We start from the raw sequence: 20,635 nt of genomic DNA on the forward strand, positions 1-20,635 counted from the left end.
GCCTTCGCGGACTCATGAACCCTCCCGCAGTGCCGCCGAAATGGTGGCACGTCCGATCGGGGCGGCGAGTGCGCCGCCGGTGGCCGACAACCGGTCCCCGCCGTCCTCGATCAACACCGAGACCGCGACCTTGGGGTCGCTGGCCGGTGCGAATGCGATGTACCAGGCATGCGGCGGAGTGTTACGGGGGTCGGTCCCGTGCTCTGCCGTACCGGTCTTAGAAGCGATCTGCACGCCGGCGATGGCTCCCTTCTGCTGAGTCACCTGCTCGGCGGCGACCATCAAGTCCGTAAGTGTAGCTGCGACCTGGGGTGACACCGCCCGGCGCTCCTGGGCGGGGGCGGTGGTGGCGATCGTGGCCAGGTCGGGTCCTTTTAAGCTATCCACAAGATACGGGCGCATCGCGATCCCGTCATTGGCAATGGTGGCGGCCACCTGCGCATTCTGCAGGGGTGTCAAAGCGACATCCCGTTGCCCGATGCTGGACATACCCAGTGCCGCCGCGTCCGAAATCGGGCCGGTGGTCGATTCGGCCACCTGTAGCGGGATGGTGGGCGGCGCTTCGTCGAGTCCGAACGCCTGGGCGGTGGACTTGAGTTTGTCGGCACCCGTATTGAGGCCCAGCTGAACGAAAGCGGTGTTGCACGATCTGGCGAACGCCTCGCGCAGCGTCGCGGTGGGACCGGGGCCGCATGAGGACCCGGCGAAGTTCTCCAGCGTCGCGGTGCTGTCGGGCAGCGGGATCCGCGGCGCCGCGGTCAGCTGGGTGTCCGGGGTGGCGCCGGACTGAAGGGCCGCGGCGGTGGTGATCACCTTGAACGTCGAGCCCGGCGGGTAGGTCTCCGAGATGGCGCGGTTGAGAAGTGGGGACTGCTCGTTGTCGCGCAACTGCTGCCAGGCCTGGCTCTGGGCGCCCAGATCGTGTGTGGCGAGCTGGTTGGGGTCGTACGAGGGAGACGACGCCATGGCAAGGATCTTGCCCGTCGAGGGCTCCAGGGCCACCACAGAGCCCTTGCAGGGGCCGTCGTTGCAGCCGTGCTGCAGCGCATCCCAGGCGGCCTGCTGCACCTGCGGGTTGATGGTGGTGTCGACGTTGCCACCGCGTGGGTCGCGGCCGGTGAAGAAATCGGCAAGCCGGCGGCCGAAGAGGCGCTCGTCGGAGCCGTTCAGGATGGTGTCTTCGGCCCGCTCCAGCCCGGTACTGGAATAGCCCAGCGAGTAGAACCCGGTGATCGGGGCGTACACCTCGGGGTTGGGGTAGACCCGCAGGAAGCGGAACCGGCCGTCAGTGGCCTTCGAATAGGCCAGCAGCTGGCCGCCTGCGGTGATCTGGCCCCGCTGGCGCGAATACTCGTCGAGCAGTACCCGCTGGTTGCGCGGGTCCGCGCGTAGCCCGTCGGCGGTGAAGACCTGGGTGATCGTGGCGTTCGCCAACAGCAGCACGATCAGCACCATGATCGTGACTGCCACCCGGCGCAGGGAGGTGTTCATACCTTCTCGATCACCTCGGTGCTGGCCGCTGCGATCGGGGTGGGGTTGGGCGCCGGTGTGGTGGTGATCGGCCGGCGCGCGGAGTGCGAGATGCGCACCAGGATGGCCAGCAGGATGTAGTTGGCCAGCAGCGATGATCCCCCGTAGGACATCCACGGGGTGGTCAGCCCGGTCAGGGGAATCAGCTTGGTGACACCTCCGACGACGATGAACAGCTGGATGGCCAGGGTGGCGGACAGGCCGGCGGCGAGCAGCTTGCCGAAGCTGTCACGCACCGCGATCGCGGTGCGCATGCCGCGGATGATGAAGATCGTGTAGAGCATGAGAACGCCTGCGAGCCCGACCAATCCGAGCTCCTCGCCGATCGCGGCGATGATGAAGTCGGTGGCTGCGGCGGGCACCGTGCCGGGTTGTCCGTTGCCCAGACCGGTGCCGAAGATGCCGCCGGTGGCGAAGCTGAACAGGGACTGCACCATCTGATAGCCGGCGCCATCGGGATCGGCGAACGGGTCGAGCCAGGTCTCGACCCGCACTCGGACATGGCCGAAAACCTGGTATGCCACAACGCTTCCCGCGGCGAAGAGGGTCAGCCCGATCACCACCCAGCTGAGCCGCTCGGTAGCCACGTAGACGAGTACGAGGAACGAGGCATACAGCAGAAGGGAAGTGCCCAAGTCTTTTTCGAAGACCATCACGCCCACCGAGGCAGCCCAGGCCAGCAGCAGGGGAGCCAGGTCACGGGGGCGCGGCAGATCGAGTCCGAAGAAGTGTTTCCCCGCACTGGTGAACAGATCGCGCTTGGCCACCAGCACCGCGGCGAAAAAGATCAGCAGCAGGATCTTGGAGAATTCGGCGGGCTGAATCGAGAAGCCGGGGAACTGGATCCAGATCTTCGCGCCGTACTGCTCGGAGTATCTCGTCGGCAGCAATGCCGGAATCACAAGCAGCACAAGGCCGGTCAGCGCACAGATGTACCCGTACCGGGCCAGCATGCGGTGGTCGGTCAGCAACGCCACCACGACGGAGAAGCCGATCACGCCGATCAGCAGCCACGTCATCTGCTGGCTGGCGGTGCCACCGAGCCCATCCGTTGCGGTTTCACCCTTGGCGAGATCCAGCCGGTGGATCATCACCAGGCCCAGCCCGTTGAGCAGCGCCACGACCGGCAGCAGCAGCGGGTCGGCATACGGCGCGAACCGCCGGATGGCCAGGTGGGCGACGCCCATCAGGGCGATGAAGGTGACGACGTAGCCCACCAGGTCCCAGCTCAGACCCTGCTCCTGGTTGGCCTCGACGATCAGCAGCGCGATGGTGGTGATGAAGGCCGCGAACCCCAGAAGCAGAAGTTCCGCGTTGCGCCGATTGGGTAGCGGCGGCATGACGGTAACCGGCGACTGGGGTTGAGTCGTCATGACACGGCTCGGCAGTTCTTCCCCGGTTCTTGTGATGGGGGCGGCAATGCGGTGACGGTCGGGGACGGTGTCGGTAGCACCGGGGCCGGCACAACGGCGGTCCCTGGCGCCGAGGATTCAGGCGCAGGTGTCTCGGGTGCCGGCGTCTCGGCGCCAGGTGCCGGAGTCGGTGTCGGCGCGGCACCCGGAGTGGGTGACGGCGACGGACTGGGCGGCGGGGCGGGCTTCGACGTCGTCGGCGCGGTGCGCGGTGTACACACCGGCAGGACGGAGCCGTGGGCCAGGTCGTTGATCTGCTTGATGGCCTCGTCTTGCGTGCCGCCGGGCAGGCCGGCCGACACCGAGGTGCGCTCGGACTGACGCAGGTCGTCGACCGCCATCAACCGGCAGTCGAGCCGGCTCCGGTCCTCGTCAACGCCGATCAGCGACAGTTCGTTGCGGGCGTTCAAGCAGCCCAGGCGGTACGGCTCCTGCAGGGAGATGCCCAGAAACGAGCCCTGCACCCCGCGCATGATCGACACCGTGCCGTCGTGTTCGGCGACGTAGTAGTTATTGCGGATGATCTGCCGTCCGACGGCCAGCCCGCAGATGAGCACCAGCACCAGCAGTACGGCCGCGATCAGGATCCGGCGCCGTGACCGTGGCTTGCGGTCCGGCTCGGCCGGCTGGGGGACCACGCGCTTGGGCTCGTTGCGGCGCGGGTTGAACGCAGAAGCCCGTCCGGCAGCCGTGTCGGGCGGCGCGCTCTGGTCGTCGTCCCCGGACACCGCGCCGGCCAGAATCGGCTGGGTCTGCCCGTAGTCGTAGTCGACGACGTCGGCGACCACCACCGTCACGTTGTCCGGTCCGCCGCCGCGCAGCGCCAACTCGATCAACCGGTCGGCGCTCTCGGCGACGTCCTCGATCTGGAGGGCCTCGTGGATGGTCTCGTGGCTGACCGGATCAGACAGACCGTCCGAGCAGAGCAGGTAGCGATCGCCTGCCTTGGCCTCGCGCATGATCAGGGTCGGCTCGACCTCGTGGCCGGTCAGTGCCCGCATGATCAGCGAGCGCTGCGGATGGCTGTGGGCCTCCTCGGCGGTGATCCGGCCTTCGTCGACCAGGGTCTGGACGAAGGTGTCGTCCTTGGTGATCTGGGTGAGCTCGCCATCGCGGAGCAGGTATCCCCGGGAATCGCCGATGTGGAGCAGCCCGAGCCGGTTCCCCGCGAACAGGATCGCGGTGAGTGTCGTGCCCATACCCTCGAGTTCAGGGTCGGCCTCGACGTGTGCCGCGATCGCGGCATTGCCCTGGGCGACGGCCGTGTTGAGCTTGCCCAGCAGGTCGCCGCCGGGTTCGTCGTCGTCGAGGTGGGCGAGTGCCGCGATGACCAGTTGTGAGGCCACTTCACCTGCGGCGTGGCCGCCCATGCCGTCGGCCAGTGCCAGCAACCGCGCCCCGGCGTACACCGAGTCTTCGTTGTTGGCGCGAACCAGCCCGCGATCACTGCGCGCGGCATATCGGAGTACGAGGGTCATGTTGTTTCTCGTGCTCCTCGCATGCGCAGTATCCGATCTGCTCCTCGCGTGCGCGGCGTCACGGACGCAACTCGATTACCGTCTTACCGATTCGGACCGGCGTCCCGATCGAAACCCTTACCGCTGTTGTCACCTTCGCCCTGTCAAGGTATGTGCCGTTGGTCGATCCTAGGTCCTCGACGTACCACTCCGAACCTCGTGGCGAGAGCCGGGCGTGGCGCGTCGAAGCGTAATCATCGGTGAGCACCAGAGTGGAGTCGTCGGCACGGCCGATCAGCACCGGCTGGGCACCCAACGTGATGCGGGTACCGGCCAGTGCTCCCTCGGTGACCACCAATTGCCGCGCGATGTGGCGTCGGTCCCGACTCGGCAGCAGAGAGCCGCGGAGAGCCAACCCCCGGCGCACCATCACAGCGCCCGTGGGCGCATAGATATCGGTCCGCAGGATGCGCAGCACCGACCAGATGAACAGCCACAGCAGCAGGAGGAATCCGACACGCGTCAGTTGCAGCACTAACCCCTGCATCTGACGTCCTCTCCGTATCCGCCCCACTGGTATCGCTCAGCTACCGTCGGCAACGTCACGATACTTGGACGGCGTTCGCCGTGAGGGCGAAGCGGGGTGCTTGCCACTCAGGTGTGTCCGGTCTCAGACGCTCAGTGCACGCGCACGATGATCTCGGAATGGCCCAGCCGGATCACGTCACCGTCGGCCAACTGCCACTCCTGCACCGGTGCGTTGTTCACCGTGGTGCCGTTGGTGGAGTTGAGGTCTGACAGCAACGCGACCTGGCCGTCCCACCGGATCTCGAGATGCCGGCGTGACACCCCGGTGTCGGGCAGACGGAACTGTGCGTCCTGACCGCGGCCGATCACGTTGGCACCTTCACGGAGCTGGTAGGTGCGGCCACTGCCGTCGTCGAGTTGCAGGGTGACTGCAGCGCCGCCTGCGGCATAGTCACCGCCGCCGTAGCCGCCCGGCTGGGCACCGTAACCGGGCTGGCCACCCTGCGGTGCGCCGTAGTCGCCGCCGCCGAAGCCGCCCTGCTCGCCATAACCTGCGGCGTCGCCGTAGCCCGGCTCCGCGTAGCCGCCGCCCTGCTGAGGCTCGGCGTAGCCGCGGCCGTAATCCTGCGGCTGGCCGTAGTCCTGACGTCCGTAAGACTGTCCGCCGCCGCCGCCGTAGCCGCCCTGCTCGGGGTAACCGCCACCTTGCTCCGGGTAGCCGCCGCCCTGCCGGGGGTCCTGACGTCCGTAGTCGTAGTCACCGCCGCCGCCGTAACCGGGCTGGCCACCCTGCGGGGCCTGCGGGGGCTGGCCGTAGCCACCGCCCGGCTGGCCGCCGTAGCCGCGGTCATAACCACCGCCCGGCTGGCCACCTTGCTGGCCGCCGTAGCCGGCGGGCGGGCGCTGCTGCTCGTAGGACTGCGGAGGGTAGCCACCCTGGTCCGGGTAGCCGCCTTGATCGGGGTAACCACCCTGGTCGGGGTAGCCGCCCTGGTCGGGGTAGCCGCCTTGATCGGGGTAGCCGCCCTGGTCGGGGTAGCCACCGCGGTCGCCGCCGTAGCCGCCGCGCTGCGGAGGGTAACCACCCTGATCCTGCGGGGGGTAGCCGCCTTGATCCGGCGGGTACTGCCCACCACGGGGGTCATCCTGCGGGTGGCCGTAACGGTCGTCGTAATAATCGTCGCCGGGCCGCCCTTGTCCCTGGCCGCCGCGGTAATTCGGGTTATCGGTCATAGGTGGTTCTCCTGATTCTGCGGTGAACGCATGGTCGCCTTGGGCTCGCGCGGATTCGCCAGCGGTCGAATCGGGGTTAACCGCGCCATGTGCGCGGAACTGTCCGGTGTGCAAGTTCGGTGATTGCTCGAATCTAACGACCACATCACCATACGTTTGCCACCCCTGATCACGAATGAATCCCCCCAGATGTTTGGCGAACGCGGTCGAGGTCAGGTCAGTATCGGCGCTTACTTTCTGATAGTCAGTGCCACTGAGCGTAATTACGTAGTCGTTCGGTGCCAAAACTTGTCCACCGGCCACCGTACGGGCTCGGGACTCGGCTTCCCGGCACAACGCCGTCTCTACTTCCTGGGGCACAATCGAGCCGCCGAAGACCCGGGCGAACGCATCGCCGACGGTTGACTCGAGTTTGCGTTCGATGCGGTCGACCAGACCCATGTCACCGCCCGCCTTTTCTCGTTGTCGTACGTCGCCTCGGCACGGCCACCCGTGCTCCCGCGTGTCGCTCTGGCCACACTGCTCACAAGCATGGTATCGGCCTGGTGCCGTAATGCGGGACCAACAGAACTCTGAGAATTCGATCGATGCAGGTCAGTGACCTGATCTAGATGAGGTTAAGGGTTTTCTGACAGTTTGACGGCCGCCTGATCGGCCCGCTGATCGGCTGGTTTGGGAACGGCGCGCTCGCAGTGTTACGCTGCCTCGGTCATTCGGGCGAGTGGCGGAATGGCAGACGCGCTGGCTTCAGGTGCCAGTGTCCTTCGGGACGTGGGGGTTCAAGTCCCCCTTCGCCCACAGAGAGCGGTTCTACGAACTGCAACTCAAAGGCCGCGAACCCAACTGGGTTCGCGGCCTTTGTGTTTGGTGGGGTAGACCCAGTGCGTTCGGCGCGTGCGGGCCGCCGCCGAAGGCCGGGCATCGTCGCGCGAGGTTCGAACTTCAGACTTCCCGGCGTCTGCCGCTGGTGCTGTCCGTTCCTTCTATCGACGCGCAGGGCGATGGCTTCGTCCCCGCCGCATATCTCGTGGCCGGTGGCCGGCACCCAGTCGTCGCGGCGCCTCTAGCTCCGAGCCGCTCCACGCACGGTCCAGGACAAAAGTGGAGCCGCCCTGAGTCTCAGGAACGGACCCGTTGCGCGCTAATCGATTTCTGTACCTCTAACCGGAGGCCAGTTCTCCCTTGATGTCTTCCGACAGCGAGTTTGTCTGGTTGCTGCGATGGTCGAAATTGTCGCGGCATTCGCCCAACACGTCGATCATCTGTGAGCAACGGGTGGCTGGTCGGGCTCGGGCGGCGGTATCACCCACACACTCACATCGACCGCGTCGCGCTTGAATGTGGTGGCGTGGGAATGAAAGTCGGGATCGATCTGCCAACCGTATTGTCGCAATCTATTCAGCACCGAGTCCGATGAAACGTCACGCGACCGGTCGGCTCCGGGCATCCACAACTTGAGCCTGCTGTGGCCCTGGAACGGTGGTTTGCCGGAGTCATTGCACGAGTCGTAGCCGAACCTCGCGTCAGCCACCTCGGCGCCGAGATCCACAATCACCTGACCGGACACATCGATAACCTGGCGGCGCGCCTCCTCGGGGGATATCGGATTACGCACGGCGCCAGAGCACCCCACCAGGCACAGCAGCCCCGCCAGCGTTTCGGCGATTCGAATCCATACGCGTGTCAATGGTCGTTGCCCCGCTCCCAGACCTGAGACAAACTGACTCACTTCAACGTGAGCGCGCGCAGCATTACGCAGCGAGTCCGGATTGGCACGCATCGCCCACCCATGAACAAAAGCCTAAATCCGCAGGCAACGCTTCGATCACACTTCTTTGCGGGACGGCAACGAGGTTCCAGATCGGATCGGCAGATTGGTGTCCTCAGCTGGTGTTCCGCAGGGTTAGGGTGGTCCGGGCTGTCGAGAGCACCAAAGAACTGGAGGGGTCCTTTGCGCTGTCCGATATGCGGCGGCGCAGCGGCCGACCGGATCACGGTGCGTAACCGGCGCAATCGCGCGGGTGGCCGGCCAATCCGTGTGGTGGCCAACGGGAGACCCGCTGCATCCGTTCGACAAAGACCCGTACGCCCGGATCTTGGGGACCAGAGGGCAGTTCTGGCGATGCGTCCGCGTCATGCGGACCGAGCGATACCTTCCCGTGGGGAATTCAGCCGGGAACCAGGAGAAGGCACCGAAGCTCCCGCCGCCGAAGCCCTTTCGCGAACACCGGGCCGGCGACGCGGGCAGGTGGCTCGAGCTCGTTCACAACAAGATATGGAGCACAAATGAATCCTGGTGGAAACGACCCGTTCCAGGGCAGTGGCGGCTGGCCTGGCAATGAGCCGGCCCCGTCGCAGTCACCCTGGCTTCCGGCGGGCCCTCCGCAGGGGCCTCCGCAGGGATCGCCGTATCCGCCGCCTCCGATGCCCGGCGGGCAATGGCAGGCCGGTCAACCCGGTCCGTGGAACGCACCGCCGATGATGAACCCGCCGTACGGCCAGCCGCCCAACAACAACAAGGGGCCGTGGATCATCGGGGGCGCGATTGCCGGCGTGGTCGTCTTGGTGCTGGCGATCGTCCTGGTCGCAGTCAAGCTCGGTGGCAGCGATGAGACGAGTGATGGTCCGGTCGCGACCGGTACCACCAGTGCACCTCCGTCGGGGTCTACCCAGACGACGTCGAAGAGTCCGGCCACCACCTCGGCAACGGCGGCACTGCCCGGCGCCGACGGCACCGTGGAGGCGTCGGAGTTGGAGGGTGTGCTGCTGTCGGCCAGTGAGATCGAGAAGCGACTTTATATTTCGGGACTGACGCCCGGGCCGGTCGAGACGTCACTGTCCACCGACCCCGTCACACCGCCGAACTGCGCGGGTGTATGGGCTCCGGGTGCGCAATCGACATATGGCGATTCCGGCTACACGGGAGTGGCGATCCAGACTGTGCAGGGCGGGACGGGATTCCATATGGTCCAGGCCGCGGTGTTGTTCCCTGACGAGGCGGCGGCAAAGGCGGCGTTCCAGAAGCAGGCCTCCGACTGGAAGGAGTGCCGATACAAGACAATCAACGCCACCTACGACGGGCTGGGCACCGACACGGTGAAAACCTCCGGCAACGGTGAGGATAAGGACAAAGAGTTCCTGAATATGTCGATCTTCACCGACATCAGCGGGGCCGCCGATGCGATCACCTGCAGTCGCGGAGTGTCCCGGAGGGCCAATGTGGTCGTCGACGTCCGGGCATGCAGCAGTGACATCGTGACGGCCGGCTTTTCAATCGCCGGTGATATCGGCAAGAAGATCAACGGCGAACGCTGACCGGTGCCGCGTAAGTAGGTGCGCATCCGCACCTACTTACGCGCCAGAAGCTCCAGTAGATAGTCGCCATATCCGGATTTGGGCAGCTCTTTGGCGCGTGCGGCCAGTTGGGCATCGTCGATGTAGCCCTCCCGCCACGCGATCTCTTCTGGCACACCGATCTTCAGTCCTTGGCGGCGTTCGATGGTGCGGACGTAGTCACTGGCGTCCAACAACGAGTCGAAGGTGCCGGTGTCCAGCCACGCGGTGCCGCGGGCCAGTACCTCGACGGAGAGTCGGCCCTGGCTCAGGTAGGTCTGGTTGATGCCGGTGATCTCGTATTCGCCGCGGGCCGACTTGCGCAGCGACCGGGCAATCTCGATGACGTCGTTGTCGTAGAAGTACAGCCCGGGCACCGCGTACTGGGATTTGGGGACGACGGGCTTCTCCTCCAGCGACAGCGCTGCCCCGTTGGAGTCGAACTCGACGACGCCATAGGCCGTCGGGTTCGCCACCCAGTACGCGAATATCGCTCCGCCGCTGACATTTTGGAACCGGCGCAGGCTCGTGCCCAGGCCCGGTCCATAGAAGACGTTGTCGCCCAACACAAGTGCCACGGAATCGGTGCCGATGTGCTCGGCTCCGATGATGAATGCCTGAGCCAGGCCCTCGGGCTGCTGTTGGACTGCGTACGTCAGGTTCACCCCGAAGGCCGAGCCGTCCCCAAGAAGCCGTTGGAACGCCGGGGCATCGACCGGTGTGGTGATCACCAGGATGTCGCGGATGCCGGCCATGATCAGAGTGGACAGCGGGTAGTAGACGAGCGGCTTGTCGTACACCGGCAGCAATTGCTTGCTGACGCCCATGGTGATCGGATGAAGTCGTGTGCCGGAACCGCCGGCCAGGATGATTCCGCGCACGTGTGCCTACACCCCGACGGGGTTTACCTGCTCATCATGGCTCAACACGCCCGTCACCATAGCGTGCCTTTCAGCGTGGGTTCGACGAATTGAGCTGCCTCAGCGCAGTACATACGACGTCATCGACAACGACCCGTAGGTGTAGCCGGTGACCAGGGTGTCCAGTGATCTCCCGGAATCTGGTGCGGCACCGGCCAGCCCGGCGAAGTACAGTATCGGGATGAAGTGGTCCGGGGTGGGAACGGCGGCTGCGTAGTCCGGATGTGCCGCGAGATCGAGGACGTCGGCGGGGGAGTGGGTGAGTTGTTCTCGGGCGTCGTCGTCGAATCTCTTGGCCCAGGCAAACCCGTCTTCGGGTTGGGTGGGGTCCATGCCGGCGAGGTTGTGCACGATGTTTCCGCTGCCCACGATGAGCACACCGCGCTCACGCAGTGGCGCCAGCGTGGCGCCGAGTTGCAGGTGGTACTCGGCCGGCTCGTTGGCGTTGATGGCCAGTTGCACAACAGGTATGGACGCGTCGGGGAAGGCGTGTACCAGTACTGACCAGGTGCCGTGGTCGATGCCCCAGCTGTCCACGTCGGCACCCACCCACGTCGGCTTCACCACCTCGCCGACCTCCTCGGCCAGCTCTGGCAACCCCGGCGCCGGATACTGCACCTCGAACAGCTCACGCGGGAATCCGTAGAAGTCGTGGATGGTCCGTGGGCTCGGCATCGCGGTGACCGCGGTGGCGTTGATGTACCAGTGCGCGCTGATCACCAGGATCGCCCGCGGCCGCGGCACGGTCTGACCGAAACTGCGCCAGGCAGTGGTGAAGCGGTTGGACTCGAGCGCGTTCATCGGGCTGCCGTGGCCGATGAACGCCGCGGGCATCAGGCCGGTGTCGCCGACAACGCGGCGTGCAGGCAGCGGGTCGGCGTCCGACGAGCCGGCAGGAGACATGTTCCGAACTTATGCCGTGTGTGCAGTGATGTCGCATCGGCCCGGCCCACCATGTGGCAGTGACCAGGCCGCTGCTGCGGTAGCGTTTCTGGGTGTGTCGGCCAGTGTGGGCCCGGCACCTCAGGAGTTCGCGCTGTTCGAGCTGCCGGAGCACGTGACGCGTAGCGCTCATGTCCGGCGGGGATTTGGTGTTCTGATGCCCGATCTGTATCCCGTCGACGATCCCGACGACGCGGATCCCCGGCTGGCGCCGTTGCTGGCCTGGCGTCAGCAACTGGTCGATTCCGGCGCGGTCGCAGCGCGCAGTTTTAAGGAAGCCCATCTGCGGCTCGTGCTCCGGTCGGGGCGCACCGATGTCGAGCAGATCCGCGAGATGTTGCCCGGTTCGGTGGCAGAACATGCCGAAGAGATGGCCCGGGTACTGGCCGAGTTGGAGACCCGGGCCCCCGACAAGCAGCAGCCGTCGACGGCCGGTGACGTGCACCCGATTGCCTTCCGCCACGGCGAGTCCCGCCCCGGCGTCGTCGAATTGAGTTGGCCGGATTATCAGGCCAACGGGGGAGTGGTGCTGTACCGGGTGGTCAGCGCCGAGGACCGGGCGCCCCGATCATCGGAGAACGCTGACCTCGTCGCCGCGACGCCGTTGTCGGCGGCCAGCGACGACCGGCCGTTGACCGGGCCCGTGCGCTACTACCAGGTCTGGGTCATCACCGGCACGTCCCGCGCGGACGCCCTGAGCACCCGGCCGGTGCTCTACGCCAGTGGGGTGTTCGTCGCACCGCCCGGTGATGTGTCCATCCGCGAGGACAGCGGCCTGGTGATCGGGAAGTGGACGTCACCGCCCGCGACGAGCGCCGTGCACGTGCACCGCATCCCGCTCGAGGAGGCTGACGCACCCGCGATCGACGAGTCCCGCTACCGGATCCTGGCCGACGGCGAGCACCGGACCGGTTTCGTCGACTCCGGGGCGGCCCGAGGTATGCGTTACCGCTACCGGGTGCGGTGCGCGGTGGACGTCGACGGGGGCGTGCAGCTGTCGGAAGCCGTCGACGCCGACGTGGAGGTGTCTGCGGTGCTCGCCGCGGTCACCGACATCTCGGTGGACACCGCCTTCGACGGTGAGTCGTTCGACGTGTCCTGGGCGGCTCCCGGAGCAGAGGTCGCGATCTATCTCAGCCAGACCGGTCCGAGCGCGGGGAGTGTGTCCACCGAACTTCCCGAGAACGCCCTCGAGCAGGTGGGGCTGGCGCCGGACCTACGCCTGCGGCAGCCGGCGGCCAACCAGGCACAACCAGACGGCAGCACCCGCACCCTGATGACCGGGGTGCCGTGGCCCCAGGGGTGGAGCCGGGCCTATGTCACGCCGGTGACGATCCTGGCCGGGCGGGCGGTCCTCGGCCGCACGGTATCGGCGGTACACACCGGAACCATCCGCGAAGTCGAACTCGTCGAGTACTGCAACAAGCAGGTGCTGACATTCGAATGGCCGGCCGGCGCGGCCGGTGTGGTGGTGACTCTCGCGCCCAAGGGTCACGACCCTCGGTCCGGCCTGACCGGCAGATCCTTCGAGATCTCCCTGGAGGACTACGAGAAGTACGGTGGCATGCACCTGACCGGTGCGCTCCCGGTGGGCGGATGTTCACTGCACCTCGCGCCGGTGGCGTTCTCCGGCGGCCGAAGGGTGACCGGGCCGGTGGCCAGCATCGAGTACGCGGGCATGTTGAGGTTGCAGTACGCGGTGCGGATCGGTCGCGATCCCGGCGGGTTCCCCACGACGGCCACCGTCGCCGTGCGGTCGGAGTACGAAGTGCCGGGCTCGCCGGCGTTCGTTCTGGTCAACAATCCGCAGCGGATGCCGTTGAGTGTGCATGACGGTCAGCCCGTCGACGTCGCTCCGCTGGATGCGCAGGGCCAGCTGGCGGATCATCCGTCCAAGTACCTGCGCTGGACGGCGGCGACGGCGTCAGGAGCCGGCGAACTGTGGGCCGCCAACGTCAGTGGTCTGCACGGCTGGATCCGGCTTTTCCTCAATATCACCGACCCACTCCAGTTGCGCACCGTCGCACTGTTGGACCCGCCGTCGCCGACCTTGCAGCTCACCGCGACGGTGTTATGACGTCGCGCTACGGCCAGCTCGCCTACACGTCGTTCGATGCCGTCGGGACCGTCGGCGGCTGGCAGGTCAAGGAAACGACCGGTGGGCTCACGCCCGCCGAGACCCAGGCATTGATGGCCGGTGTCCACACGGTCTTCCGGCCGGTGGACCAGACGCCCGATTTCCCGACCCCCGAGCAGCTCGAGCTGGGCCCGCGCCGGCTGGCGTACCGCGATGTCCCCGGCGGCGCGGGGTACTGGCATACCTTCCCGGCGGGCTCGGACAGTACGGGCCGGCCGGGCAACGTGTTCGCCCACGTGCTGTTGGACCGCGCGCCCGACACCCACCCGCGCTGCCGGGCCATCGAACGGTGGCGGTCACCGCACTGGCTGCAGCCTTACGGCGCCGCCGCGGTGGCCCGTGCCGAACTCCCGGCGACCCTGCCGGAGCTGGGCAGCTCGGTGACCAAGGACAGCGTGGTGGCGTTCGCGCTGGACACCACCACCTGGCGGCTGGCCACGCTGTTCGCGCTCCTCGATGCGGTGGCCGCGGCGCTCGCGGGCGGGCCGCCGGTGGTGCTCGGTGTGCAGTCCCCGGATGCGGCGGCACAGTGGATCGGTCTGGTGAGTTTCCTGATGTCGCCGGGCACCGCGGCGAGGCTGAGCTTCTCCACCTTCGACCGTGCCGAGCAGGTCGCGCCGCACAACGGCCAGGTGCTGAGCGCGGTGCCGTTCGATGACCTTTCCGCGGTCGAACCCGGCATGGTGGTGATCAGCGAATCCGAGACCGTGTCGCTCGGTGAGCTCGGCGGAGATCCGCACCGCACCGCGGGCGGGCACCGGATCGAGGTGACCCGGTGGTCGGTGATGGCGCAGGTGGTGCTGCTCGATGTGGCGTCGGCCCGCGGTGCCCTCGATGACATCGACACGTATTCCAGCCAGGTGCGCGATGACGGGCTGCATCCGGCCTGGCCGATCGCGATGGCGGTGGCCGGGAACCCGGAGTTCGCCGACGCGCAGGCCGAGGCCCATGAGGTGATCGCCGCGCATTCCCCGGCGGGTGCACTGGTCGGCTCCGCCGCGGCCTACATCATCGCCGACGTGCTCGCCGCTGTGGTGGGCGTCACCACCGCCGACGCCTGGCGGGCGCGGCACGAACTGCCGGAGGGTGCCGGAGCGACGTACGCCGATGCCACCTACTTCGCCCGGGCCATCGTCGACGACGCCTGGATGGCGCAGGACGGACCAATCCCGTTGGGGCCGAGAACGTTTCACGGGAAACCAACACCTTCGTCGTTGCGGGCGGCCATCGGACCGGCGCTGGACCGCGGCAGGCAGCACGGCGCCGACCGGTTGCTACGGGTCGTCGATCTGCTGTTGCGGGCCGGGGTTGTAGATGACCGACTCCAGGTCGCCCTGACCGACGGTGTGCTGCCCGGTCTGGCCGATCCGCGGGTGCGCGGGGTGATCGGCGGCGCCGAGCGGCTGGCGTTGGGCACCTGGTTGCTGCGCGACGGCGACGCCGAGGGCAGCGTCATCGGCGACGACGTGCTGGACTGGCTGGCCGAGGCCGGCCCGGTGCCCGAGCCGGCTGAACTCTCCGCTGCCCAGTCCTGGGATTCGGTGTGGATCCGCGCCGCCCTGCGCGGGCTCCGGTCGCGTCGGAGCGGAGCGCGGCATCCGGGTGATGCCGGCGCGCAGTTGTGGTGGCTGCGGACCACCGATCCGGACAGCTTTGAGGCCACCGTGGCGGCCTCGGTCTGGAATCCGCGGGATCTCCTGCTCGCGGTCGGTACCGACAAGCTGCCGGGCCGGGCCGCGGTGCGCACACTTCTCGGTGCCGCGGACTCGGCGGCACTGCAACAGCTGGCCGGCAAGGTGATCGACGACAACGACGACGGCGACGGCGTGGTGGTGGCCTGCGCAGCGGTCCGCCACATCGAGCCGCGGAACTGGTTGCAGCAGCGGTACCTGCATACCCACCAGAGCGCGTACTCGCCGCTGTGGGATCAGGTGCTGGCCGAGGTGGAACCGCAGACCGTCCACCCGGATTTCTCGGTGCGGCTGCTGGCGTTCGCGCTGTTGGGTGTGCTCGCCGGCCAGCCCTATCCGCAGGCCTGTAACGCTTTGGCCGCTGAAAGCGGTTGCGGCGCACAGGCAGTGGCCCGGGTACTACCGTTGGTCGACGGCGGCCAGTTGGCGCCGGTGACGGTGGTGGCGCTCAGTCTGTTGCGCAACGCGGCAGCGGAGTCCGCCGCCTATGCCCCTGACCCGGTCGAGCAGCTCGCGGGCGTGTTGGCCGGAAAGGTGGCTGCCACGATGGGCGGCGCCGACGCGGAATCCGTGGTGGTGTTGATGGCGCAGTTGTCGGGTGATTCCTCTGAGGGGACGATGCGCGGGTACCGGAAGATGGTGGACAGGCTGATGACGCGGCGGGGTGCGAATCCGTCGCTGGCGGAACGACTGAGGGGGAGCCGGGGCTGACATGAGCAAGTGCCCGCGTTGCTTCACCCAGCTGAGTCCCAACAACCATCTGTGGACCCTGCCGGCCCAGGCCGGCGGCACCCGGTACCGCGACGATGTCGCCTCGACCTACGTGGGCGCGCCCGCCGATTGTGGGCCGCTGTACACCTGGACCCGATCTCCCGGGTACAACGGTCCGCCGCCTCCGGTGTCCGAGGCGAACCGGGCGTTGCAGGGGCCCGCTGTGGAGATCTGCCCGGTCTGCCATTTCACCCTCCCCGAGGGTTTCCGGGAGGGCCACGCCATCTGCATCGCGCTGGCCGGTGCGCGGGCGACGGGCAAGAGCCTTTACATCGCCGTGCTGATCAAGCAGCTGGAATTGCTCTGCGAGCGGTTCGGTGTGGTGTTGGAACCGGTCACCCGGGCCACTGCCCAGAACTACGCCACCAACTACGAAGGCCCGCTGTATGTGCAGCGGGGCCTGCTCCCTCCCACCCCGACGGTGCACACCCAAGCTCCGAATCAGCGTGAACCCCTGGTGTTTTCGATCGGGATCTGGCACGGTGTGCGCCGGTTCCTGGTACTGCGCGACGTGGCGGGCGAGGACCTGGAGAACGGTGACCTGCGCGCGCCGCCCTTCCAGTTCTTCGGCCACGCCGACGCGGTGTTCTTCATGTTCGACCCGCTGCGGGTCAAGGCCATCCGTGACCAACTGCAGGATCTCCTGCCGCCGCAGCCGTTCAGCGGCGGGGAGCCGCGCTCGGTCCTGGGCAATCTGCTGGTGGCAGTCAATCCCGGTCAGCCCAAGCTGGCGGTGATCCTGTCCAAGTTCGACGTGCTGCGGGCCCTGCGTGACGTGCAGGGTTCGGAATGGGCGTTGGTCATGTCCAACGGGGGAGCGGCTTTCCTGCGGGACACCTCCGACGGCAAGCAGTACGACGATGTCGACGGCCAACTGCTCGATCAGGAGGTGCGCAGCCTGCTGGCCCGTCTGCACGGCGGCTCGATCGTGTCAGCCGTGGAGAACCCGTCGGCCGGAGCGCGGCTGGCCACCCGGTACTTCGCGGTGTCGGCGCTCGGGCATCCGCCAACCGGAAATCGGCTGCACGCCAGGGGTATTGCCCCATTCCGGTGTGTGGACCCGGTGCGGTGGGTGACCTCACAGTTCGGCGTGCTGTAGGCGGCCGGTCGGGTTACCGACCGCGTTCGCGGGGGCCGGTGGGGCCGTGGCTATGGTGGGCTGACCGATCAGAGAGGTGACAGGTGGGCAAGAACGAGCGCACGAAGATCGTCATGAGTGACGATGAGATCGCCGAATTCATCGAGCGCAGCCGAACCGCGACGATGGCCACCGTGCTGCCCAGCGGCCGACCGCACCTGGTCGCCATGTGGTACGCGGTGCTCGACGGTGAGATCTGGTTCGAGACGAAAGCCAAGTCGCAGAAGGCGGTCAACCTGCGTCGGGATCCCACGATCACGACGATGATCGAGGACGGCGACACCTACAACACGCTGCGTGGGGTGTCGATAGACGGCACCGCGGAGATCGTCGACGATCCGGAAACCATTCTGCGCGTGGGTATCAGCGTGTGGGAGCGCTACACCGGTCCCTACACCGAGGAGATGCGCCCGTTCGTCGACCAGATGATGAACAACCGCATCGCGGTGCGGGTCGTTCCCAGCCGGCTGCGCAGCTGGGACCACCGCAAGCTCGGGCTGCCCGAGATGCCGGTGGGGGGCAGCACGGCCCAGTATCTGAACGCCTAGCTCGAGGGGCGCGGCCGGGGCTTGAGCCGTCCGTTCGGCAGGGGCGGCGCGGGTAACCGCGCGATGTTGCCGACATAGCCCCGGACGTCGCCGAAGCGGGCATCGTTGGCCTGCCACAGTTCGCGGTAGGTCGCGATGTCGTCGTGGCTGCGGCCGACGAAGTTCCACCACATCACCAGTTCCTCGGTGAACGGCGGTCCGCCGAGCAGAACCGCGCGGGCCGGGCCGCTGTCACGGTTGGTCAGGTGAAGCTGTGTACGCCCCGGGGCCTGGTATCCCAGATCGGCGACTGCCAGCGTGGTCCCGCACACCTCGATCGCGCCTTGGTCCAGGAGCACGCCGTGTTCGAAGGCCGGATCGACGTCGAGCGTCAACTCGGCGCCCGGGTCGAGGTCGATCTGGGCGCCCAGCAGCGGCGTGAAGGTGTGCACCGGTGACTGCGATTGCTCGAGTTCGCCGAGGAACACCCGGATGGTGGCGCCGCCGACGGTCTGCGGCGGAGGCGTGTAGTGCGCGAAGTCGCGGCCGGTGTCGCGGGCGGCATCGGGCAGCGCCACCCACAGCTGGACGCCGTGCAGGATCGTCGTTTCCGGCGTCGAGACCTCCGAGTGGCAGATCCCGGCACCGGCCGTCATCAGGTTGAGTTCACCCGGGCGGACCATGGCGTGGACCCCGGCGCTGTCGCGGTGCTCGATCAGGCCCTCGAAAAGCCAACTCACGGTTTGCAACCCGGTATGGGGATGGGGCGCTACGTCCATGCCTCGGCCCGCGGCTCGTACGTCGTGCGGCCCGTAATGGTCGGCGAAACACCAGGCGCCGATCATCGACCGGTCACGTTGCGGCAGCGTGCGCCGGACCAGCAGTGCGCGCGGCCCGCCCAGCGGCACCTCCCGCGGATGCAGCACCCCGGTGAACTCCGAGTTGGTGCACGTGACTTCGGCGGGCGCCGTGTCGGTGTTGCTCATGAACCTCACGGTAACCGCGTCCGGCGGCCTCGGTGCGCGGTTAGCATGACCGGCATGACCGGGGGATTGACTGCCGAAGATGTTCGCAGCACCGAATTTTCGAAGCCGCCGCTGGGTAAGCGGGGCTACGACAAGAAGTCGGTTGACGACTTTCTGGCGTTGGTGGCCCGCAGGCTCGACGGCCGCGGGCACCTGGGTGCCGATGATGTCCGCAACATCGTGTTCCCGAAGCCGCCGATGTTTCAGCGCGGCTACGACGAGGACGAGGTGGACAGTCTGCTCGACGCGGTGGTCGTCACGCTCGAGCGGTAACGGGAGAGAGAAGTTGGGGGACGGTGCCGTCACTGCGCCTCGCGGCGCGTGGTCGCTCGAAGCGACGTTTCTGGTGTGGGGCCCGGGGCAATGCCCGGCACCGTCTGCGGGTGTAACGACACACCCCGGGCCCCTATTCCTCCCCCAGTGGAAACTCGCCCTCGCCCTGCCGTCCCCTCGAATCGGCAGCGAGAAGGCCAGAAAAAAGATCTGGTGAAGACCGTGTTGCCGAGCGGGATCAGGCGGCTTCGTGGAAAACCAGGCCGAGCTTGCGCACCGGGTAGCCGTTGCGCTCTGCCAGCGATCGCAGCTGCTTGAGCGCGAAGCTGCGGCCACGGCCAGCCTCGGGAACCATGATGCCGGCCCAAAGTCCTTCCGCGCGGGGCAGTTCGCAGGCCTCGCGTGCGCACAGCCAGCGCCGCGGGCATTCCCGGCAGATGACCTTCGCCTGATCGTCGGGGGTGGAGGTCCACCGCTCCGGGTCACTGGTGCACACGCCGAGCGGGATGCCGTTGGCCATGAGTGCGTTCATGCTGCTGCTCCTGTTTAGGACTTTTGTTGCGGTGTGTACCGCGTTGAGGGGAACGCTATAGCAAGAACCGTAGCGATGCAACAGTTTTGTTCAAACCGCAGCGGTGCAACGCTACGGAAACTTGCATTGGTAACGATGGTGAACCACCAGCGGAAAGTCGATATAGATCTAAAAGTGCACGTCAGAACCTCGACAGGTACCTCTGTGTACCCGTAGCAGGGCTGCGGTTTGTCCTGCCGCGAAGCCGTAGCGTCGGGGTTGTTTGCTACGAATGCGAAAAACCCAATGCGTAGCGGTGCTGCAGTCTGGGGTTAGGATTGAGGGGTCCCGGCAACCGCTTCAGCACTTGGCTGAGGCTGAGCACATTGGCGAGGAAACAGCCCCGTATGACCGACGCTGAGTACGATCTCGCCACGGGCGAGTTCGATGTCGGACTCATCCGCGCTGGTGCTGCAGCCGCTGCCAGGCGCCGCGAACTGGACATCAGCCAGCGCAGCCTCGCCGCCGACGGAATCATCAACGCCGGAGCGCTCATCGCGTTCGAGAAGGGCCGCAGCTGGCCCCGCGAGCGCACCCGGCTCAAGCTCGAAGAGGTCTTGCGCTGGCCGCCGGGCACCATCGCCCGGCTCCGACAGGGTGGGCCGGTACCCGATCCGGCGATGCCCGCTCCGGCACACATCGAGCCGCCGACAGTTGTCACCGCGCTACCCGCGGCCGTGCCGTTGACGACCACACCGCCGGCCAGTGACGAGGTACCGCTGATCGCCCAGGCGGTCCTCACCGCGGTGAACACCCTCGAGTCGACGATCGCCACGTTGCCCGCCGTCGGGGACCCGGAGTTCACCCCGCGGGTCACGTCAGTACTCGCCGACCTGCGTCAGCTCGAGGCGGTCGCTGCCCGCGCGGCGCGGCTCAGCATGGTGACCCCGGCGCTGATCAAAGCACTCAGTGCGGTGCGGCGCCAGATTGACGAGCTGACCACCCTGGCCGCCACCGCGCCCGGCGCCACGCTCGGGCAGCGCCTGTATGCCGCCCGTCGGCAGTCGAATCTCACGATCAGTGAGACCGCAACGGCCGCCGGCGTTTCCGAAGACATCGTGGCGCGCGCCGAGGCCGAGTATCCGGTCGATGCCCCCGCAGTCCACGCTCTGGAGGCGCTGATCGGCGCGATGCGCTGAGCAGGCCC

Annotated in this window: 17 protein-coding genes and 1 tRNA gene; 8 read left to right on the forward strand and 10 right to left on the reverse strand. The window is 67.1% G+C overall.

Going from position 1 to position 20,635, the window contains the following annotated elements:
- Positions 1-12 precede the first annotated feature (12 nt).
- The 5 genes from pbpA to AC4LGL_RS18290 all read right to left on the reverse strand — a co-directional run bounded on the left by pbpA (position 13) and on the right by AC4LGL_RS18290 (position 6,601).
- Positions 13-1,491 carry a D,D-transpeptidase PbpA gene (pbpA, locus tag AC4LGL_RS18270; protein WP_491840006.1) on the reverse strand — a complete coding sequence of 493 codons (1,479 nt, stop codon included), beginning with the start codon at positions 1,489-1,491 and terminating at the stop codon, positions 13-15.
- The gene (locus AC4LGL_RS18275; RefSeq protein WP_064885491.1) at positions 1,488-2,903 is read right to left on the reverse strand and encodes a peptidoglycan glycosyltransferase RodA; all 1,416 of its coding nucleotides are present in this window, start codon (positions 2,901-2,903) and stop codon (positions 1,488-1,490) included. Before AC4LGL_RS18275 ends, pbpA begins: the two co-directional genes overlap by 4 nt.
- The gene (locus tag AC4LGL_RS18280) at positions 2,900-4,420 is read right to left on the reverse strand and encodes a PP2C family protein-serine/threonine phosphatase (RefSeq protein WP_491840007.1); all 1,521 of its coding nucleotides are present in this window, start codon (positions 4,418-4,420) and stop codon (positions 2,900-2,902) included. Before AC4LGL_RS18280 ends, AC4LGL_RS18275 begins: the two co-directional genes overlap by 4 nt.
- Before the next feature lie 58 nt (positions 4,421-4,478).
- Positions 4,479-4,946 carry an FHA domain-containing protein FhaB/FipA gene (locus tag AC4LGL_RS18285; protein ID WP_029110475.1) on the reverse strand — a complete coding sequence of 156 codons (468 nt, stop codon included), beginning with the start codon at positions 4,944-4,946 and terminating at the stop codon, positions 4,479-4,481.
- 131 nt (positions 4,947-5,077) lie between these two features.
- Positions 5,078-6,601, reverse strand: coding sequence for an FHA domain-containing protein (locus tag AC4LGL_RS18290; protein ID WP_491840008.1), 1,524 nt, complete (start codon positions 6,599-6,601; stop codon positions 5,078-5,080).
- Positions 6,602-6,875: 274 nt separating this feature from the next.
- Here AC4LGL_RS18290 and AC4LGL_RS18295 point away from each other — a divergent pair.
- Positions 6,876-6,958, forward strand: a tRNA-Leu gene (locus tag AC4LGL_RS18295).
- A gap of 460 nt (positions 6,959-7,418) precedes the next feature.
- Here AC4LGL_RS18295 and AC4LGL_RS18300 read toward each other — a convergent pair.
- Entirely contained in the window at positions 7,419-7,940 is a 522-nt protein-coding gene (locus AC4LGL_RS18300; RefSeq protein ID WP_491840009.1) for a lipoprotein LppJ family protein, read from the reverse strand.
- A gap of 506 nt (positions 7,941-8,446) precedes the next feature.
- Here AC4LGL_RS18300 and AC4LGL_RS18305 point away from each other — a divergent pair.
- The gene (locus AC4LGL_RS18305; RefSeq protein ID WP_491840010.1) at positions 8,447-9,475 is read left to right on the forward strand and encodes a sensor domain-containing protein; all 1,029 of its coding nucleotides are present in this window, start codon (positions 8,447-8,449) and stop codon (positions 9,473-9,475) included.
- A 32-nt stretch (positions 9,476-9,507) separates the two neighbouring features.
- Here AC4LGL_RS18305 and rfbA read toward each other — a convergent pair whose 3' ends face one another.
- Positions 9,508-10,374: a glucose-1-phosphate thymidylyltransferase RfbA gene (rfbA, locus tag AC4LGL_RS18310; protein WP_491840011.1), complete on the reverse strand. Its 867-nt coding sequence runs from the start codon at positions 10,372-10,374 to the stop codon at positions 9,508-9,510.
- A 99-nt stretch (positions 10,375-10,473) separates the two neighbouring features.
- Positions 10,474-11,247: a 4,5-DOPA-extradiol-dioxygenase gene (gene ygiD / locus AC4LGL_RS18315; protein WP_491840037.1), complete on the reverse strand. Its 774-nt coding sequence runs from the start codon at positions 11,245-11,247 to the stop codon at positions 10,474-10,476.
- 163 nt (positions 11,248-11,410) lie between these two features.
- Between ygiD and AC4LGL_RS18320 the strand changes: the two genes are divergently transcribed.
- The 4 genes from AC4LGL_RS18320 to AC4LGL_RS18335 all read left to right on the forward strand — a co-directional run bounded on the left by AC4LGL_RS18320 (position 11,411) and on the right by AC4LGL_RS18335 (position 17,640).
- Positions 11,411-13,432 carry a SaeA-related protein gene (locus AC4LGL_RS18320; RefSeq protein WP_491840012.1) on the forward strand — a complete coding sequence of 674 codons (2,022 nt, stop codon included), beginning with the start codon at positions 11,411-11,413 and terminating at the stop codon, positions 13,430-13,432.
- Positions 13,429-15,894: a GAP1-N2 domain-containing protein gene (locus tag AC4LGL_RS18325; protein ID WP_491840013.1), complete on the forward strand. Its 2,466-nt coding sequence runs from the start codon at positions 13,429-13,431 to the stop codon at positions 15,892-15,894. Before AC4LGL_RS18320 ends, AC4LGL_RS18325 begins: the two co-directional genes overlap by 4 nt.
- Position 15,895: 1 nt before the next feature.
- The gene (locus AC4LGL_RS18330) at positions 15,896-17,053 is read left to right on the forward strand and encodes a hypothetical protein (RefSeq protein ID WP_491840014.1); all 1,158 of its coding nucleotides are present in this window, start codon (positions 15,896-15,898) and stop codon (positions 17,051-17,053) included.
- An 83-nt stretch (positions 17,054-17,136) separates the two neighbouring features.
- A complete protein-coding gene (locus tag AC4LGL_RS18335) occupies positions 17,137-17,640 on the forward strand; it encodes a pyridoxamine 5'-phosphate oxidase family protein (RefSeq protein WP_491840015.1) in 504 nt (167 codons plus the stop codon).
- Here AC4LGL_RS18335 and AC4LGL_RS18340 read toward each other — a convergent pair.
- The gene (locus AC4LGL_RS18340) at positions 17,637-18,605 is read right to left on the reverse strand and encodes a pirin family protein (protein WP_491840016.1); all 969 of its coding nucleotides are present in this window, start codon (positions 18,603-18,605) and stop codon (positions 17,637-17,639) included. The two genes, AC4LGL_RS18335 and AC4LGL_RS18340, sit on opposite strands and share 4 nt — an antisense overlap.
- A gap of 45 nt (positions 18,606-18,650) precedes the next feature.
- Between AC4LGL_RS18340 and AC4LGL_RS18345 the strand changes: the two genes are divergently transcribed.
- A complete protein-coding gene (locus AC4LGL_RS18345) occupies positions 18,651-18,917 on the forward strand; it encodes a DivIVA domain-containing protein (RefSeq protein WP_491840017.1) in 267 nt (88 codons plus the stop codon).
- A 238-nt stretch (positions 18,918-19,155) separates the two neighbouring features.
- On the opposite strand, the gene AC4LGL_RS18350 is transcribed toward AC4LGL_RS18345, so the two are convergent.
- The gene (locus AC4LGL_RS18350) at positions 19,156-19,449 is read right to left on the reverse strand and encodes a WhiB family transcriptional regulator (protein ID WP_491840018.1); all 294 of its coding nucleotides are present in this window, start codon (positions 19,447-19,449) and stop codon (positions 19,156-19,158) included.
- Between the two features lie 386 nt (positions 19,450-19,835).
- Here AC4LGL_RS18350 and AC4LGL_RS18355 point away from each other — a divergent pair, with 386 nt between their 5' ends.
- Positions 19,836-20,627 carry a transcriptional regulator gene (locus AC4LGL_RS18355; RefSeq protein ID WP_491840019.1) on the forward strand — a complete coding sequence of 264 codons (792 nt, stop codon included), beginning with the start codon at positions 19,836-19,838 and terminating at the stop codon, positions 20,625-20,627.
- Positions 20,628-20,635 lie beyond the last annotated feature (8 nt).

This window comes from Mycolicibacterium arcueilense (assembly GCF_058536225.1).

Bases quoted from the DNA above. Each gene is read 5' to 3' on its own strand.
- pbpA (WP_491840006.1), bottom strand. From the start codon at position 1,491: ATGAACACCTCCCTGCGCCGGGTGGCAGTCACGATCATGGTGCTGATC.
- AC4LGL_RS18275 (WP_064885491.1), bottom strand. From the start codon at position 2,903: ATGACGACTCAACCCCAGTCGCCGGTTACCGTCATGCCGCCGCTACCC.
- AC4LGL_RS18280 (WP_491840007.1), bottom strand. From the start codon at position 4,420: ATGACCCTCGTACTCCGATATGCCGCGCGCAGTGATCGCGGGCTGGTT.
- AC4LGL_RS18285 (WP_029110475.1), bottom strand. From the start codon at position 4,946: ATGCAGGGGTTAGTGCTGCAACTGACGCGTGTCGGATTCCTCCTGCTG.
- AC4LGL_RS18290 (WP_491840008.1), bottom strand. From the start codon at position 6,601: ATGGGTCTGGTCGACCGCATCGAACGCAAACTCGAGTCAACCGTCGGC.
- AC4LGL_RS18300 (WP_491840009.1), bottom strand. From the start codon at position 7,940: ATGCGTGCCAATCCGGACTCGCTGCGTAATGCTGCGCGCGCTCACGTT.
- AC4LGL_RS18305 (WP_491840010.1), top strand. From the start codon at position 8,447: ATGAATCCTGGTGGAAACGACCCGTTCCAGGGCAGTGGCGGCTGGCCT.
- ygiD (WP_491840037.1), bottom strand. From the start codon at position 11,247: ATGCCCGCGGCGTTCATCGGCCACGGCAGCCCGATGAACGCGCTCGAG.
- AC4LGL_RS18325 (WP_491840013.1), top strand. From the start codon at position 13,429: ATGACGTCGCGCTACGGCCAGCTCGCCTACACGTCGTTCGATGCCGTC.
- AC4LGL_RS18330 (WP_491840014.1), top strand. From the start codon at position 15,896: ATGAGCAAGTGCCCGCGTTGCTTCACCCAGCTGAGTCCCAACAACCAT.
- AC4LGL_RS18340 (WP_491840016.1), bottom strand. From the start codon at position 18,605: ATGAGCAACACCGACACGGCGCCCGCCGAAGTCACGTGCACCAACTCG.
- AC4LGL_RS18345 (WP_491840017.1), top strand. From the start codon at position 18,651: ATGACCGGCATGACCGGGGGATTGACTGCCGAAGATGTTCGCAGCACC.
- AC4LGL_RS18350 (WP_491840018.1), bottom strand. From the start codon at position 19,449: ATGAACGCACTCATGGCCAACGGCATCCCGCTCGGCGTGTGCACCAGT.
- AC4LGL_RS18355 (WP_491840019.1), top strand. From the start codon at position 19,836: ATGACCGACGCTGAGTACGATCTCGCCACGGGCGAGTTCGATGTCGGA.